Source organism: Xanthomonas graminis pv. graminis (assembly GCF_030168915.1).
Taxonomy (GTDB): domain Bacteria; phylum Pseudomonadota; class Gammaproteobacteria; order Xanthomonadales; family Xanthomonadaceae; genus Xanthomonas_A; species Xanthomonas_A translucens.
This window is the reverse complement of the sequence record NZ_CP076255.1, coordinates 2500642-2517178: the sequence shown is the minus strand read 5'-3', so window position 1 is coordinate 2517178 and position 16537 is coordinate 2500642. Positions and strand designations below refer to the sequence as shown.

Genomic DNA, 16537 nt, shown 5'->3' with positions numbered 1-16537 from the left:
CGATGGACTTCCTGACCGAGTGGTTCTGGTTCTTCCTGTTCCTGCCATTGGCGGCGCTGAGCGGATGGGTGATCGGCCGCCGTGGCGGCCAACGCCATGGCGACACGCAGGTCAGCCGGCTTTCCAGCACCTATTTCCGCGGCCTGAACTATCTGCTCAACGAAGAGCCGGACAAGGCGATCGAGCTGTTCCTGCACATCGCCGAACTGGACAAGGAAACCTTCGAGACCCAGGTCGCGCTCGGTCATCTGTTCCGCCGTCGCGGTGAAGTGGATCGGGCGATCCGCCTGCACCAGGGTCTGGTGCAGCGCGCCGACCTCAGCGATCCGCAGCGCGTGCAGGCCTTGCTGGCGCTGGGCGAGGACTACATGAAGTCCGGCCTGCTGGACCGGGCCGAGACCGTGTTCACCGAGTTGGCGCAGATCGACCAGCGCGCGCCGCAGGCGCTCAAGCACTTGATCGGCATCTACCAGGCCGAGCGTGAATGGGAAAAGGCGATCGACAACGCCACCCGCTACGAGGACGTGACCGGCGAGCCGATGGGCAAGCTGATCGCGCAGTTCGAATGCGAACTGGCCGACCGCTACCGCGCCTCCGGCAAGTCCGAGCTGGCGCGGGCGGCGATCGCGCGCGCCTACCAGGCCGACGCCACCTCGGTGCGCGCCGGCATCCTGGAAGGGCGCATCGACGTGGACGACGGCAACGACGAGGCCGCGATCCGTGCCTTCGAACGCGCCGCCCGCCACGATCCGGACTACCTGCCGGAGATCATGCCGGCACTGATGGACTGCTACCGTCGCGGCAACGATCTCAGCGGCGCGCGCGCCTTCCTGTCGGAAATGACCGAGCACTACCGCGGCATCGCCCCGGTGCTGGCGCTGACCCGCTTGATGGAATCGCAGGAAGGCGTGTCCGCGGCGCGCGCCTACCTCGGGCGGCAGCTGAAGGACCGGCCCTCGGTCCGCGGCGAATCGGCATTGATCGACCTGACCCTGGCCGAGGGCGCCGATTCGACCGCCACCCTGCAGGATCTGAAGCACATCACCGACCAGTTGCTGGTGCGCAATCCCAGCTACCGCTGCACGCGCTGCGGTTTCGGCGCCCGCACCCACCACTGGCAATGTCCGAGTTGCAAGGAGTGGGGCACGGTCAAGCCGCTGCTCAACTACGCGGTGGTGTAGGTGCCGGTCGCAGGGTGGGCGCTGCTCGCGGCGCTGGCGGCGTTCAGCGCGGTCGGGACCTGGCTGTCGCGCCGCTATGCCCTGACGCGCAAGTTGATGGACGCGCCCGGCGAGCGTCGCAGCCATACGGTGGCGACGCCGCGCGGCGGCGGCGTGGCGATCGTGGCCGCGGTGCTGGCGGCGTGCGCGTATGCGGCGGCGCTGTGGCCGCCGCAGGGCATGGCCATTGCGGCGTTCGCTGGCGGGCTGGTGCTGGTCGCCGGCATCGGCTGGTGGGACGATCACCGCCCGCTGTCGGCCGCGCTGCGGCTGCTGGTGCATGCGCTGGCCGCCACCCTGTTGGCCGGACTCGTCTACCGATTGCAGCACAATCCCTGGCTGACCGCGTTGACCTGGCTGGCGACGATCTCGCTGATCAACGTCTGGAACTTCATGGACGGCATCAATGGCCTGGCGACCAGCCAGGCGATGCTGGTGGCGTTGGGCTTCGCCTGCCTGCTGCCCGCGCCGTTGCGCTGGCCGTGCTGGGTGCTGATCGCGGCCTGTGCCGGCTTCCTGCCGTTCAACTATCCGCGTGCGCGCATCTTCCTCGGCGACGTCGGCAGCGGGGCGCTGGGATACCTGGTCGCCGCATTGTTCGCGCTGTGCAACAGCGTGACCCATCTCACGCCATGGTTGCTGCTGATACCAATTTCCGCATTCGCCATCGACGCCGGCTTCACGCTGCTGTCGCGCATGCTCGCGGGCGAACGTTGGTGGCGACCGCATGCGCAACATTTTTACCAGCGTTGGGTACATACAGGCAGGAGCCACACGCTTGTGACCTTCGCCTATGCCCTGTTCAGCATTGTCGCGATTACAATTGCCTGGTTAGGTGAAACGTTGCAAACCGCGGGGCAGGCTGGGTTGGCGCTTGCCTGGTATGCAGTGGCGAGTGCGCTTTGGCTGACTTTGCGCAAGGGACTGTGCTGAACTCTCATGGATAACTGATGCTATCGACCCGCGACCGTCTGACCGAGCTGTTCCCCAAGGCCTCCGTGGTCGTGCACGATCTTGTGATCGTGTGGATCTGCTGGCAGTTGCTGCATGCGGCGCGCTATACGATGCTGCCCGGCGAGCATCCCTTGCCCTTGTGGAATCTCAATACCGCCATCGTGCTGCTGGCGCAGGGCCTGGTGTTCTGGAAGGTCGGCCTGTACCGCGGGCTGTGGCGCTTCGCCAGCGTTCCGGATCTGCTGAACATCTTCAAGGCCAGTTTCTATGGCCTGGTCGCGATCGTGCTGGGGCTGGCGTATAGCCGCTTCGATGCCATTCCGCTGTCGGTGCTGATGGTGTATCCGTTCGCGCTGTCGGCGCTGCTCGGCGCGCCGCGGCTGCTGTACCGCGCCTGGAAGGACTACCAGATCGCGCATTCGGACGGGACCGCGCGGCGCGTGCTGATCGTCGGCGCCGGCCGTGCGGCCGAGGCGCTGGTGCGCGACCTGCGCCGTTCCGGCGCCTATCATCCGGTCGGCTTCGTCGACGATGCCGGCCATCTGCACGGCGCCAAGCTGCAGGGCCTGCCGATCCTGGGCCGGATCGACGAAGCCGGCGCGATCGCCAAGGAAACCGCGGCCAAACTGCTGGTCATCGCGATCCCGTCGCTGGATGCGACCGGCATGCAGCGGGTGGTGGCGATCTGCGAAAGCACGGGGCTGCCGTTCCGGACCGTGCCGCGCCTGCTCGACGTGCTCGAAGGCCACTATCTGCCGGGCGAACTGAAGGAGGTCGCGATCGAGGACCTGCTCGGGCGCAAGCCGGTGACCCCGGACTGGAAGCTGATCAATGCCTGGTTGTCCGGGCGCACGGTGATGGTGACCGGCGCCGGCGGCTCGATCGGTTCGGAACTGTGCCGGCAGTGCGCGCGCCATGGCGCGCGCAAGGTGGTGCTGCTGGAGATCGACGAACTGGCCTTGATCACCATCCACGCCGACCTGCATTGCACTTTCCCGGACCTGGAGATCGAGTGCGTGCTGGGCGACTGCGGCGATCCGGCGGTGACCCGCCATGCGATGCGCATCGCCGAGCCGGATGCGGTGTTCCATGCCGCCGCCTACAAGCAGGTGCCGCTGCTGGAGAAGCAGTTCCGCGAGGCGGTCCGCAACAACGTGCTGGCCACCGAGAACGTGGCGCGCGCCTGCGTCGCCGCCAAGGTTTCGACCTTCGTGTTCATCTCCACCGACAAGGCGGTCAATCCGGTCAACGTGCTCGGCGCTTCCAAGCGCTACGCGGAGATGGTGTGCCAGTCGCTGGACGACCAGACCGTGGGCACGCGTTTCGTCACCGTGCGCTTCGGCAACGTGCTGGATTCGGCCGGCAGCGTGGTGCCGCTGTTCCGCGAGCAGATCCGCCAGGGCGGCCCGGTCACCGTGACCGATCCGCAGGTGACCCGCTATTTCATGACCATTCCCGAGGCCTGCCAGTTGATCGTGCAGGCTGCCGCGTCGGCATCGCACGGCGCGATCTATACGCTGGACATGGGCGAACCGGTGCCGATCCGCCTGCTCGCCGAGCAGATGATCCGCCTGGCCGGCAAGCAGCCCGGTCGCGACATCGCCATCGTCTACACCGGGCTGCGTCCGGGCGAGAAGCTGCACGAGACCTTGTTCTATTCCGACGAGAACTATCGTCCCACCTCGCATCCGAAGATCCTCGAGGCCGGCGCACGCACGTTCTCGCGCGAGAACGTGTTGCAGGGCCTGCAACAATTGCGCGCCGCGGTGGCCGAATACGACAGCGATAGCATCGAAAAAGTGCTGCGTACGACAATGCCCGAATTCTCGCCGCTGCGACAACAAGCTGGTCAGGATAGCTCCGCTACAATTGTTCCCTTCCCCGCACGCGAGGCCAGAAGGCTCTGATGAGCAAGAGAATCCGCAAGGCAGTTTTCCCGGTTGCAGGTCTGGGTACCCGCTTCCTCCCCGCCACCAAGACGGTGCCCAAGGAAATGCTGCCGATCATCGATCGGCCGTTGATCCAGTACGCCGTGGACGAGGCGATCGAGGCCGGTTGCGATACCCTCATTTTCGTCACCAACCGCTACAAGCACGCGGTTGCGGACTATTTCGACAAGGCCTACGAGCTGGAACAGAAGCTCGAACGCGCCGGCAAGCTCGAGCAGCTGGAACTGGTGCGCCACGTGCTGCCCAACGGGGTTCGCGCGATCTTCGTGACCCAGGCCGAAGCGCTCGGCCTCGGCCATGCGGTGCTGTGCGCCAAGCCGATCATCGGCGACGAGCCGTTCGCGGTGCTGCTGCCCGACGACCTGATCTGGAACCGCGGCCCCGGCGCGTTGACGCAGATGGCCGACGTGGCCGAGCGCTCCGGCGCCAGCGTGATCGCCGTGCAGGACGTGCCGCATGAGAGCACCGGCAGCTATGGCATCGTCGCCACCGAGGCGTTCGACGGCAGCGAAGGCAAGATCACCGCGATCGTCGAGAAGCCCAAGCCGGCCGATGCGCCGAGCGACCTGGCCGTGGTCGGCCGCTACGTGCTCAGTTCCAAGATCTTCGATCTGCTGGAAAAGACCGTGCCGGGCGCCGGCGGCGAGATCCAGCTGACCGACGCGATCGCCGCGCTGATCGAGAGCGATCCGGTGCATGCCTACCGTTTCGAGGGCACCCGCTTCGACTGCGGCACCCATATCGGCCTGATCGAGGCGACCATCCGCTACGCGCTGGAGCACGAGAAGCTGAGCAAGCCGGCGCAGGACATGATGCGTCGTGCGCTGGCCGACGTGGACGCCGGCAGCAAGTAAACGCACGGCGAAGCTGCCGAAGCGCGCGGGTCCGCCGCGTTGCGTACGGGGTTCGGCAGCGCAACCGCCGATGCAAGAAAAAGGGCAGCCTGGGCTGCCCTTTTTCGTTGCCCGAACGCGCCGCTCAGAGCGCTTCGATGATGCCGGCCGCACCCATGCCGGTGCCGATGCACATGGTGACCATGCCGTACTTCTGCTGGCGGCGGCGCAGGCCGTGCACCAGCGTGGCAGTACGGATCGCGCCGGTGGCGCCGAGCGGATGGCCGAGCGCGATCGCGCCGCCGAGCGGATTGACCTTGGACGGATCCAGGCCGCTGTCGCGGATCACCGCCAGCGACTGCGCGGCGAAGGCTTCGTTGAGTTCGATCCAGTCGATCTGGTCCTTGCTCAGCCCGGCCTGCTTGAGCGCCTTGGGAATCGCCGCGATCGGGCCGATACCCATCACTTCCGGGCGCACGCCGGCGACCGAGAAGCTGACGAAGCGGGCGAGGGGAGTCAACCCGTAGTCCTTGATCGCCTGCTCGGAGGCCAGCAGCACCGCGCCGGCGCCATCGCTCATCTGCGAGGAGTTGCCGGCGGTGACGCTGCCTCCGAACTGGCCGTTGCGGAACACCGGGCGCAGCTTGGCCAGGCCTTCGATCGAGCTGTCCGGGCGCGGACCCTCGTCGGTATCGACCAGGCGCTTGCGCAGCGCGATGACGTTGCCGGCCAGGTCGGGCTGGTGCGACACGATCTCGTACGGACTGATCTCGTCGCGGAACTCGCCGGCGGCGATCGCGGCGATGGCCTTCTGGTGCGAGGCGAGCGCGAACGCGTCCTGGTCCTCGCGCGACACCTTCCATTCCTCGGCCACCTTCTCGGCGGTGATGCCCATGCCGTAGGCGATGGCGACGTGGTCGTCGGCGAATACGCTCGGCGACAGCGCGACCTTGTTGCCCATCATCGGCACCATCGACATCGACTCGGTGCCGCCGGCCAGCATCAGGTCGGCATTGCCCAGGCGGATCTGGTCCGCGGCCAGCGCCACGGCCTGGATGCCGGAGGAGCAGAAGCGGTTGATGGTCTGCCCGGCCACCGAATTCGGCAGCCCGGCCAGCAGCACGCCGATGCGCGCCACGTTCATGCCTTGCTCGCCCTCGGGCATCGCGCAGCCGATGATCGCATCGTCGATGCGCGAGGTGTCGATGCCCGGCGCCTGCGCGACCACCGCGCGCAGCACGTGCGCCAGCAGGTCGTCCGGACGGGTATTGCGGAACACGCCCTTGGGCGCCTTGCCGACCGGGGTGCGGGTGGCGGCGACGATGTAGGCGTCTTGGATTTGTCTGGTCATTTGGGGAGTCTCGAATGGCTGGAAGTTTGCTGGTTCGGGACCGGGGACCGGGGACCAGGGACCCGGAAAATCAAAAGCGCTGCTCCGCTCTTGCCTTTCCGGGTCCCCGGTCCCCGGTCCCTGGTCCCGTCTTCAATCAGTTCCTCAACGGCTTACCCGTCTTGAGCATGTGCCCGATCCGCGCCTGGGTCTTTTCCTGCTGGGCCAGTTCGACGAAGTGCTTGCGCTCGAGCTTGAGCAGCCACTCTTCGTCCACCAGCGCGCCGCGATCGACTGCGCCGCCGCACAGCACGGTGGCGATGCGGGTGGCGATCTCGTAGTCGTACTCGCTGATGAAACGGCCTTCCAGCATGTTGACCAGCAGCATCTTGAAGGTGGCGATGCCGACGTCGCCGGCGACCTGGATGCGGCGTGCCGGCAACGGCGGGCGGTAGCCGCTCTCGGCCAGCGCGCGCGCTTCGGCCTTGGCGATGTACAGCGCCTCGTAGCTGTTGAACACGACCTTGTCGGTGCCGCGCAGCAGGCCCAGTTCCTTGGCGTTGACCGCCGAGGTGGAAACCTTGGCCATCGCCACGGTCTCGAAGGTCTTCTTCAGTTCGGCGAACACGTCGCCGCCTGGGCCGGCCGCCTGCGAGGCGCGCACCGCGATCTCCTTCAGGCCGCCGCCGGCCGGCAGCAGGCCGACGCCGGCCTCGACCAGGCCGATGTAGCTCTCCAGCGCGGCCACGGTCTTGGCGCTGTGCATCTGGAATTCGCAGCCGCCGCCCAGGGCCAGGCCGCGCACCGCCGCGACCACCGGCACCAGCGAATACTTGATGCGCTGGCTGGTGGCCTGGAAGTTGGCGACCATCGCCTCGAACGCATCGACCTTGCCGGCCTGCAGCAGGCCCAGCGCGCCCGCCAGGTCGGCACCGGCGGAGAAGGGTTCCTTGTGCTGCCAGAGCACCAGGCCCTTGAAGCCTTGCTCGGCGCGGCCGACCGCTTCCTGCAGGCCGTCGAGCACCTGGTCGGACACGGTATTCATCTTGGTCTTGAAGCTGACCACGGCGATGTCGTCGCCGTCGTGCCACAGGCGCAGGCCGTCGTTCTCGAACACGGTCTCGCCCGGCGCGAATTTTTCGCCCAGCAGCGGGTCGGGGAAGCGCTGGCGCTGGTACACCGGCAGCGCCGAACGCGGCAGCTTGGCGTTGCGCGCCGGGCTGTAGCTGCCTTCGGCGGCATGCACGCCGTCGCGGCCGTCGAACACCCAGTCCGGCAGCGGTGCGCTGGACATGGTCTTGCCGGCCACGATGTCGTCGGCGATCCACTGCGCCACCTGCTTCCAGCCGGCGGCCTGCCAGGTCTCGAACGGACCAAGCGACCAGCCGTAGCCCCAGCGGATCGCCAGGTCCACGTCGCGCGCAGTCTCGGCGATGTCGGCCAGGTGGTAGGCGCTGTAGTGGAACAGGTCGCGGAACGTCGCCCACAGGAACTGCGCCTGCGGATGCTGGCTCTCGCGCAGCTTGGCGAACTTCTCCGCCGGGTTCTTGATCTTCAGGATCTCGACCACGTCCGGCGCCGCGCTGCGGTCGGCCGGACGATAATCCTGCTTCTCAAGGTCCAGCACCACGATGTCCTTGCCGACCTTGCGGAAGATGCCGGCGCCGACCTTCTGGCCCAGCGCGCCCTTGGCGATCAGCGCGTCCAGCCACTTCGGCGAGGCGAAATACGGGTGCCACGGATCGTTGGGCAGGGTGTCGGCCATGGTCTTGATGACGTGCGCCATGGTGTCCAGGCCGACCACGTCGGAGGTGCGGTAGGTGGCCGACTTCGGGCGGCCGACCAGCGGGCCGGTCAACGCGTCCACTTCGTCGAAGCCCAGGCCGGACTGCGCGGTGTGGTGGATGGTGGACAGGATCGAGAACACGCCGATGCGGTTGCCGATGAAGTTCGGGGTGTCCTTGGCGTAGACCACGCCCTTGCCCAGGGTGGTGACCAGGAACGCTTCCAGGCCTTCCAGCACCGCCGCATCGGTGCCCTTGGCCGGGATCAGCTCGGCCAGGTGCATGTAGCGCGGCGGGTTGAAGAAATGCACGCCGCAGAAGCGGTGGCGCAGCTGCTCGGGCAGCACGTCGGACAGCGCGTTGATGCCCAGCCCGGAGGTGTTGGAGGCCAGCACCGCGTGATCGGCCACGAACGGGGCGATCTTCTTGTACAGGTCCTGTTTCCAGTCCATGCGCTCGGCGATGGCTTCGATGATCAGGTCGCAGCCGCGCAGTTGCTCCAGGCCGGAGGTGTAGTTGGCCGGGGTGATCGCCTCGGCCAGGGTGGCGCTGGCCAGCGGGGCAGGGCTCAGCTTGGTCAGGTTGGCGATGGCCTTGAGCACGACGCCGTCGGGGTGGCCGTCCTTGGCGGGAAGATCGAACAGCACGGTGTCGACGCCGGCGTTGGTCAGGTGCGCAGCGATCTGCGCGCCCATCACGCCCGCGCCCAGGACGGCAGCACGGCGGACTAGCAGGGGGTTGGACATAGCGATCAGCCTCTGTGGGTCAACGATTGCGGGATGTGGTCGGAACGGGGTGTTGCGGAATCAGGGCGCGCTGCGGGCCAGGAAGCCGGCCTCGGCGAAGCGGATCAGCTCGCGCGCGGCATGCGCGCGATGCGCGCCTTCGCTGACCCCGGCGGGACGCTTGATCAGGCCGAAGTCGGCCATGGCGTAGGTCAGTGCGCCGGCCAGGAAGTCCAGGCGCCAGTACAGTTCTTCCTTGCTCAGTTCGGGCGCGCAGACGGCGATGGCCTTGCCGAATTCGCGCAGCACATGGCCGTAGTGGTCGGACAGGAACTGGCGCAGGCTGTCGTTCTTCTCGGCATAGGCGCGGGCGATCACGCGCACGAAGGCGCCGCCGCTCTGGCGGTCCTGGGCCATCGCCAGCGCCGGTTCCACGAATGCGGCCAGCACCGGCCCGAGTTGGCCAGGATGCGTGCGCTGCGCGGTTTCCAGCTGCGTCAGGCGCGCCGCGGTCATCTCGTCCATGCGCCGCCGGAACACCTCGTTGACCAGGTTTTCCTTGGAGCCGAAGTGGTAGTTCACCGCGGCGATGTTGACGTCGGCCTGGCTGGTGACCTGGCGCAGCGACGTGCCGGAAAAGCCGTGCTGGGCGAACAGTTCCTCGGCCGCGCTGAGGATGCGGTCCTTGGTGGAGAAGTGCGCTTGCTTTGCCATACCGCCGCCAGAATCAATCAAACGATTGTTTGAGTCTAGGCCTGGCATCCGCCTGCGTCATGCTGCAATGCAGCACGATTCTGCCGGCGGCCGTGCAAAGCGCGTTGCGATTGGATAGAATTGTCCATCGCAATTCTGGCTAAGCCCGCGTTTTGACGCGGGTTTTTTTCATGCTAACCTCGGGCCAACTGATCTAGTGGCCCGCCCAACGGAGAACTTCCCATGGCGCTGGAGCGCACCTTGTCCATCATCAAGCCCGATGCCGTCGCCAAGAACGTCATCGGCGAGATCTATTCCCGCTTCGAGAAAGCCGGCCTGAAGGTCGTGGCCGCCAAGTACAAGCAGCTGTCGCGCCGCGAGGCCGAGGGCTTCTACGCCGTGCATCGCGAGCGTCCGTTCTTCAACGCGCTGGTCGAGTTCATGATCTCCGGCCCGGTGATGATCCAGGCGCTGGAAGGCGAGAACGCCGTGGCCGCGCACCGCGACCTGCTCGGCGCCACCAATCCGAAGGACGCCGCGCCCGGCACCATCCGCGCCGATTTCGCCGACTCGATCGACGCCAACGCCGCGCACGGTTCCGATTCGGTCGAGAACGCCGCCAACGAAGTGGCGTATTTCTTCGCTGCCACCGAAGTGGTTTCGCGCTAAGAGGTCATCGTGAACGAGGTCGTCCACACCCCGTTGGCGCTCGCCGATCCGATCCGGACAGGTGCGGCCGCCAAGCAGAATCTGCTCGACCTCGATCGCGAGGGCCTGGAGCGCTTCTTCGCCGAGACTCTCGGCGAAGCGCGTTACCGCGCCCACCAGGTGATGAAGTGGATCCACCATCGCTACGTCACCGACTTCGACCAGATGACCGACCTCGGCAAGGCGCTGCGCGCCAAGCTGCAGCAGCATGCCGAGGTCGTCGTCCCCAACATCGTGTTCGACAAGCCCTCTGCCGACGGCACCCACAAGTGGCTGCTGGCCATGGGCAGCGACGGCAAGAATGCGATCGAGGCCGTGTACATCCCCGACAAGGGCCGCGGCACGCTGTGCGTGTCCTCGCAGGTCGGCTGCGCGCTCAATTGCACGTTCTGCTCCACTGCCACTCAAGGCTTCAACCGCAACCTGTCCACCGCCGAGATCATCGGCCAGGTGTGGGTGGCGGCGCGGCAGCTGGGCAACGTCCCGCACGGCAGTGCTGCTAAAGGCTGGCGCCGTCTCACCAACGTGGTGATGATGGGCATGGGCGAGCCGCTGATGAATTTCGACAACGTCGTGCGCGCGATGAGCGTGATGCGCGACGACCTGGGCTACGGCCTGGCCAACAAGCGGGTCACGCTGTCCACCTCCGGCCTGGTGCCGATGATCGATCGCCTGTCCACCGAGAGCGACGTGTCGCTGGCGGTGTCGCTGCATGCGGCCGACGACGCGCTGCGCGAGACGCTGGTGCCGCTGAACAAGAAATACCCCGTCGCCGAGCTGATGGCCGCGTGCGCGCGCTACCTGCGCGCCAACAAGCGCCGCGAGTCGGTGACCTTCGAATACACGCTGATGAAGGGCATCAACGACCAGCCCGAGCATGCGCGGCAACTGGCGCGGCTGATGCGCCAGTTCGACAACGCGGTGCAGACGTCGAACGCGGGCAAGGTCAATCTGATTCCGTTCAATCCGTTCCCGGGCACGCGCTACGAGCGCTCCGGCGAGACCGAAATCCGTGCGTTCCAGAAGATCCTGCTCGATGCGCAGGTGCTGACCATGGTGCGGCGCACGCGCGGCGAAGACATCGACGCGGCCTGCGGCCAGCTCAAGGGGCAGGTGCTGGACCGCACCCGCCGCCAGGCCGACTTCCAGCGCCAGTTGCAGACCCAGGCGGACCGGGATGCGGCGGCCTAAGCACGCCCTGTGCATCGCAGTGTCGGTCGCGGCGCTGCTGGCGCTGTGCGCCTGCGCCGGACGCAGCAGCAAGCCGGGCAAGCTGCGCAGCGTCGAGCAGGTGGCGCCGGACTACGATTTCCGCGACAACGGCCAGGTCAAGGCGCGCTATGCGCTGCAGGAACAGCTGGGCCTGGCCGGCAACCGACTCAGTGGCGGCGATCTGGCCGGTGCCGCCGACCATGCGCGCAAGGCCTTGGCGCTGGCGCCGGAGTCGGTGCAGGCGCACACGCTGCTGGCGGTGGTCGCCGGGCGCCGCGGCGATGCCGTCACTGCCGGCGAGCATTACCGCAAGGCGGCCGAACTGGCGCCGAACCGCGGCGAGACCTTGAATAACTACGGCGCCTGGCTGTGCGCGAACGGCGCCATCGCCGAATCGCTGCAGTGGTTCGATCGCGCGCTGGCGGCCCCCGGCTATGCCACGCCGGCATCGGCCCTGGCCAATGCAGGCGGTTGCGCGTTGCAGATCGGCCAGCGCGAGCGCGGCGTACGCGACTTGCGCAAGGCGCTGGCGCTGCAGCCGGACAATGCCTACGCGCTGGAAGCGATGGCGCGCGACGAAGCGGCGCAGACCCGCTTTTTCGAGGCGCGCGCCTTCTCCGAACGGCGCCTGTCGGCTGCGCCGGCCACTGCATCCGTGTTACAACTTGCGATTCAGATTGAACAAGGGCTGGGCGACATGGCTGCTGCCGGCCGTTACCAACAGCGGTTGCGCAAGGAGTTTCCCGATGCCGCGACCACCACTCCCGGGGCTAGTGCATTGTGATCAGTGATTCCAATCCGAACGCTTTCGACGGCGCCAAAGGTTGCGGGCAACAGCTCCGCGACGCGCGCGAAGCCGCCGGCCTGAGCATCGACGACGTCGGTAGCCGCTTGCGCATGCCGCTGCACGTGATCCGTGCATTGGAAACCGAGCAATGGGAGCGCCTCGGCGCGCCGGTGTTCGTGCGCGGCCAGCTGCGCAGCTATGCGCGCCTGCTCGGGGTGGACCTGGATCCGCTGCTGGCCAGCGCGCACATCGCGCCGGTGCAGCCGGTGGAGTTGATCAGCCACACGCATACGCCGCCGCTGCGGCGCATGCTCGAGAGCGCCACCCGGCGCCTGGTGTACGTGGTGATCACCGCCGGACTGGCGGTGCCGGTGTGGTACGCCACCCGCACGCATTTCGCCGAGGACGGCCCCAGCACCGCGTCGCTGGACGTGGTGCCGGCCGCGCCGGGCGATGCCGCGCCGTCCGCGGCCGCCGGCAAGGGCGGCAAGGCCGGCAACGGCAACGCCGCTGCGCCCGCGCCGGTCGCCCACACCGCGCCCAGCGCGGCGCCGTACATCGCCTCGCTGACGCCGCTGCCGCGGGCGTCCAGCGAGGCGGACAAACCCGGCCTGAGCCTGTCCTTCCAGGGCGACAGCTGGGTGCAGATCATCGCCCCGGACGGCACGCCGCTGGAGAAGGCGTTGCTGAAAGCTGGCGAAAAGCGCGACTACGCGCCGGGTCAAGTGGGCCGCATCGTGCTCGGCAATGCCTCGGCGGTCCAGGTTCAGCAATCCGGTAGTACCGTGGATCTGACGCCGTACAAGCGCGCGAACGTGGCCCGCTTTGCGGTATCCTCTGACGGTTCCGTGGTGCCAGCGTCCGAGTGACGGCGGCGCGGTTCCTCAATCTCAACATTTCATGTCCCGTCGTTGCGGCGGGGCGAGAGTACGCATGGCGATCGACGACCTGCTCGACGAGCACGAACAAAGCGAACGCGTCCGCACTTGGCTCAGGAAAAACGGCGCCGGCCTGATCGGCGGCATTGCCCTGGGCATCGGCGCGATCATTGGCTGGCAGTGGTGGACCAAGCAGCACTCCAACGATCTGGCGCTGGCCAATTCCCGCTACGACGCCGTGCTCAAGAGCATCCAGGCCAAGCAACTGGACAAGGCCAGCAAGGACATGGCGGCGCTGCAGCAGGGCCCGGCCAACATCTACGCCGAACTGGCCGCGCTGCGCCTGGCCAAGGCGCAAGCCGACGACAACAAGTACGACCAGGCCCTGGCGACGCTGCGCGGCCTCAAGGCCGAGGGCGAGCTGAAGCTGCTGGTCGACCAGCGCGTGGCGCGGTTGCTGATCGAGACCGGCAAGAGCGATGAAGCGCTGAAGCTGCTGGCCGCGGCCGACGACAACCAGAGCCTGGAGCTTCGTGGCGATGCGCTGATCGCGCAGGGCAAGCGCGACGCGGCACGCGAGGCGTACGCCAAGTCGTTGACCACCCTGGACGTGGCGGCGCCGCAACGGCGACTGCTGGAAACGAAATTGATGGATGCGGGCGGCACCGTGCCGAATCCTGCGGAGCCGATCTGATGAAGGTAGTCATGTTCAAGCGCATCGCGACCATCGCGCTGCTGGGTCTGGCGCTGTCCGGCTGCAGCACGGTCAAGGGCTGGTTCGCAGGCAAGGACGCGGCCGCCAAGAAGGCCGCCGAGCCGGCCGAACTGGTCGATTTCAAGCCGTCGGTGAAGGTCGTCAAGCTGTGGTCCACCGATGCCGGCAAGGGCGAGAAGCGGATCGGCGTGCGCCAGCATCCGGCGGTGGCCGACGGCAAGGTGTACCTGGCCGCGGCCTCCGGTTCGGTCTACGCGCTGGACCTGCAGACCGGCAAGATGCTGTGGGAATACGACGCCAAGAAAGCGCGCAAGGAGCGCATGTCGCAGGTGCAGGCGCAGCCGGAGAGCCAGGTCGAGGGCGAGTCCAGCAAGGGCCTGTCCAAGGACGAGCGCGTGGCCTACAAGCAGCGCCTGCGCAACGAGAAGCAGCAGGCCAAGGAGCGCAAGCGGCTGGAGAAGAACCGTCCGCTGCCGCGCTTCGCCGGTGGTCCTGGCGTGGGCGAGGGCTTGGTCGTCGTCGGCGGCCTGAATGGCGAAGTGATCGCGCTCGACGCCGCCAGCGGCACCGAGAAGTGGCACGCCAAGGTGCCCAACGAAGTGATCGCCGCGCCGGTGGTCTCGCAGAACCTGGTGTTCGTGCGCAGCAACGATGGCCACGTCACCGCATTCGATGCGAGCACCGGGCAGCAGCGCTGGTTCCACGCGCAGGAACTGCCGACCCTGACCGTGCGCGGCAACGCGCCGGTGGTGTCCGGTCCGGGCGTGCTGTTCATCGGCAACGACGACGGCACCCTGGCGGCGCTGGCGATGCAGGATGGGCGCGTGCTGTGGGAGCAGACCATCGGCGTGCCGGAAGGGCGTACCGAACTGGAGCGCATGGCCGACGTGGACGGCGCGCCGGTGCTGGAAGGCACCACCCTGTACGCGACCAGCTTCAAGAATCAGACCGTGGCGCTGGAAGGCCCCAGCGGGCGTCCGTTGTGGACCCGCGATCATGGCGGCGCCGGCGGTGTCGGCGTCAGTTCCAGCAGCGTGGTGGTGTCCGACAACGCCGGTTCGGTGTGGGCGCTGGACAAGGCCACCGGCTCGGCGACCTGGTCGCAGCCGGCGCTGGCGCGGCGTTCGCTGACCGGCGTGGCGATCCAGGGCGACTACGCCGTGGTCGGCGATTACAAGGGTTACCTGCATTGGTTGAAGCTCGACAACGGCGAGATCGCCGCACGCGAGCGGGTGGGACGCAAGGCGCTGGTAGCGCAGCCGGTGGTGGCCGATGGCATCCTGCTGGTCCAGAACACGAAAGGCGACCTGACCGCGTTCCGGTTGGGTCAATAAGGGAAGGAATTCGCGATGCTGCCGCTGGTCGCCCTGGTTGGACGGCCGAATGTCGGCAAGTCCACGCTGTTCAATGCGCTCACGCGCAGCCGCGATGCGCTGGTCCATGACCAGCCGGGCGTGACCCGCGATCGCAACTACGGGGTGTGCCGGCTGGAGCCGGACACCCCGTTCGTGATCGTCGATACCGGCGGCATTTCCGGTGAGGAAGAAGGCCTGGCCGGCGCCACTGCGGACCAGGCGCGTTCCGCGGCCGGCGAAGCCGATCTGGTGCTGTTCGTGGTCGATGGCCGCGAGGGCTCGTCCTCGCTCGACGACGAGATCCTGGCCTGGCTGCGCAAGCTGGCGCGGCCGACGCTGCTGCTGATCAACAAGATCGACGGCACCGACGAGGACCAGGTGCGCGCCGAGTTCGCGCGCTACGGCCTGGGCGAGGCGATCGCGGTGTCCGCGGCGCACCGCCATGGCATCGACGACCTGCTCGAGGAAGTGCTGTCGCGCTTGCCGGAAGAGGGCGCCGGCGCCACGCTGGACACCGATCCTGCGCGCATGCGCATCGCCTTCGTCGGCCGTCCCAACGTCGGCAAGTCGACGCTGGTCAACCGCCTGCTCGGCGAGGAGCGGATGATCGCCTCGGAAGTGCCGGGCACTACCCGCGATTCGATCGCGGTCGATCTGCAACGCGACGACCGCCTGTACCGCCTGATCGACACCGCCGGCCTGCGCCGGCGCGGCCGGGTCGAGGAGGCGGTTGAGAAGTTCAGCGTGTTCAAGACGCTGCAGGCGATCGAGCAATGCGAGGTCGCGGTGCTGCTGCTCGACGCCACCGAAGGCGTCACCGACCAGGACGCCAGCGTGCTCGGCGCGATCCTCGACGCCGGCCGCGCCCTGGTGGTGGCGGTCAACAAGTGGGACGGGCTGACCGACTACCAGCGCGAGCAGGCCGAGGCGCTGCTGTCGCGCAAGCTCGGCTTCGTACCCTGGGCCGAAGCGGTGCGGATCTCGGCCAAGCACGGCTCCGGCCTGCGCGAGCTGTTCCGCTCGATCCACAGCGCGCATGCCTCGGCTGTGCGCGTCTTCAGCACCAGCGAAGTCAACCAGGCGCTGGAAGTGGCCTACGAGACCAATCCGCCGCCGAGCATCCGCGGCCACGTCTCCAAGCTGCGCTACGTGCATCCGGGCGGCAGCAATCCGCCGACCTTCATCGTCCACGGCACCCGGCTGAAGGTGCTGCCGGAGTCGTACAAGCGCTATCTGGAGAATTTCTTCCGCAAGCGCTTCAAGCTGGTCGGCACGCCGGTGCGCTTCATGTTCCGCGAAGGCGCCAATCCGTACGAAGGCAAGAAGAACGTGCTGACCGAGCGCCAGGTCGCCAAGAAGCGGCGCCTGATGAAGCACGTCCGCGGCAAGTAGCG

Annotated in this window: 14 protein-coding genes; 11 read left to right on the top strand and 3 right to left on the bottom strand. The window is 67.4% G+C overall.

What is annotated here, in order from left to right; all coding sequences use genetic code 11:
* The first annotated feature begins 2 nt into the window (after positions 1–2).
* Genes lapB through galU form a run of 4 tightly spaced genes read left to right on the top strand, consistent with a single transcriptional unit; the run spans position 3 to position 4977 of the window.
* Entirely contained in the window at positions 3–1181 is a 1179-nt protein-coding gene (gene lapB, locus KHF85_RS10850; protein ID WP_003468665.1) for a lipopolysaccharide assembly protein LapB, read from the top strand.
* Positions 1182–2153 carry an MraY family glycosyltransferase gene (locus KHF85_RS10845; protein WP_284566698.1) on the top strand — a complete coding sequence of 324 codons (972 nt, stop codon included), beginning with the start codon at positions 1182–1184 and terminating at the stop codon, positions 2151–2153.
* Positions 2154–2170: 17 nt separating this feature from the next.
* On the top strand, positions 2171–4081 hold the full coding sequence (locus KHF85_RS10840) for a polysaccharide biosynthesis protein (RefSeq protein WP_284566697.1): 1911 nt from the start codon (positions 2171–2173) through the stop codon (positions 4079–4081).
* The gene (gene galU, locus KHF85_RS10835) at positions 4081–4977 is read left to right on the top strand and encodes a UTP--glucose-1-phosphate uridylyltransferase GalU (protein WP_064538045.1); all 897 of its coding nucleotides are present in this window, start codon (positions 4081–4083) and stop codon (positions 4975–4977) included. The genes KHF85_RS10840 and galU overlap by 1 nt, the downstream gene beginning before the upstream one ends.
* A 124-nt stretch (positions 4978–5101) precedes the next feature.
* On the opposite strand, the gene KHF85_RS10830 is transcribed toward galU, so the two are convergent.
* From KHF85_RS10830 to KHF85_RS10820, 3 genes are all read right to left on the bottom strand, one after another.
* On the bottom strand, positions 5102–6307 hold the full coding sequence (locus KHF85_RS10830; protein ID WP_284566696.1) for an acetyl-CoA C-acyltransferase: 1206 nt from the start codon (positions 6305–6307) through the stop codon (positions 5102–5104).
* A 136-nt stretch (positions 6308–6443) separates the two neighbouring features.
* The gene (locus tag KHF85_RS10825; RefSeq protein ID WP_284566695.1) at positions 6444–8816 is read right to left on the bottom strand and encodes a 3-hydroxyacyl-CoA dehydrogenase/enoyl-CoA hydratase family protein; all 2373 of its coding nucleotides are present in this window, start codon (positions 8814–8816) and stop codon (positions 6444–6446) included.
* Between the two features lie 60 nt (positions 8817–8876).
* Positions 8877–9509: a TetR/AcrR family transcriptional regulator gene (locus tag KHF85_RS10820; RefSeq protein WP_003468651.1), complete on the bottom strand. Its 633-nt coding sequence runs from the start codon at positions 9507–9509 to the stop codon at positions 8877–8879.
* 222 nt (positions 9510–9731) lie between these two features.
* On the opposite strand from KHF85_RS10820, the gene ndk reads away from it, so the two are divergent.
* The 7 genes from ndk (at position 9732) to der (ending at position 16535) form a co-directional block, all read left to right on the top strand.
* A complete protein-coding gene (gene ndk / locus KHF85_RS10815) occupies positions 9732–10157 on the top strand; it encodes a nucleoside-diphosphate kinase (protein WP_002812972.1) in 426 nt (141 codons plus the stop codon).
* Between the two features lie 9 nt (positions 10158–10166).
* Positions 10167–11387 (top strand): 23S rRNA (adenine(2503)-C(2))-methyltransferase RlmN, encoded by a 1221-nt coding sequence (gene rlmN / locus KHF85_RS10810; RefSeq protein ID WP_409976610.1) that lies wholly within the window; start codon positions 10167–10169, stop codon positions 11385–11387.
* Complete coding sequence (gene pilW, locus KHF85_RS10805) at positions 11374–12192, top strand: type IV pilus biogenesis/stability protein PilW (RefSeq protein ID WP_284566694.1); 819 nt, start codon at positions 11374–11376, stop codon at positions 12190–12192. The genes rlmN and pilW overlap by 14 nt, the downstream gene beginning before the upstream one ends.
* On the top strand, positions 12189–13064 hold the full coding sequence (locus KHF85_RS10800) for a helix-turn-helix domain-containing protein (RefSeq protein WP_284566693.1): 876 nt from the start codon (positions 12189–12191) through the stop codon (positions 13062–13064). Before pilW ends, KHF85_RS10800 begins: the two co-directional genes overlap by 4 nt.
* A gap of 64 nt (positions 13065–13128) precedes the next feature.
* The gene (locus KHF85_RS10795) at positions 13129–13767 is read left to right on the top strand and encodes a YfgM family protein (RefSeq protein ID WP_284569523.1); all 639 of its coding nucleotides are present in this window, start codon (positions 13129–13131) and stop codon (positions 13765–13767) included.
* Positions 13767–15122 carry an outer membrane protein assembly factor BamB gene (gene bamB, locus KHF85_RS10790; RefSeq protein WP_284566692.1) on the top strand — a complete coding sequence of 452 codons (1356 nt, stop codon included), beginning with the start codon at positions 13767–13769 and terminating at the stop codon, positions 15120–15122. Before KHF85_RS10795 ends, bamB begins: the two co-directional genes overlap by 1 nt.
* A 15-nt stretch (positions 15123–15137) precedes the next feature.
* Positions 15138–16535, top strand: coding sequence for a ribosome biogenesis GTPase Der (gene der, locus KHF85_RS10785; RefSeq protein ID WP_039009814.1), 1398 nt, complete (start codon positions 15138–15140; stop codon positions 16533–16535).
* The last annotated feature ends 2 nt before the right edge of the window (positions 16536–16537 follow it).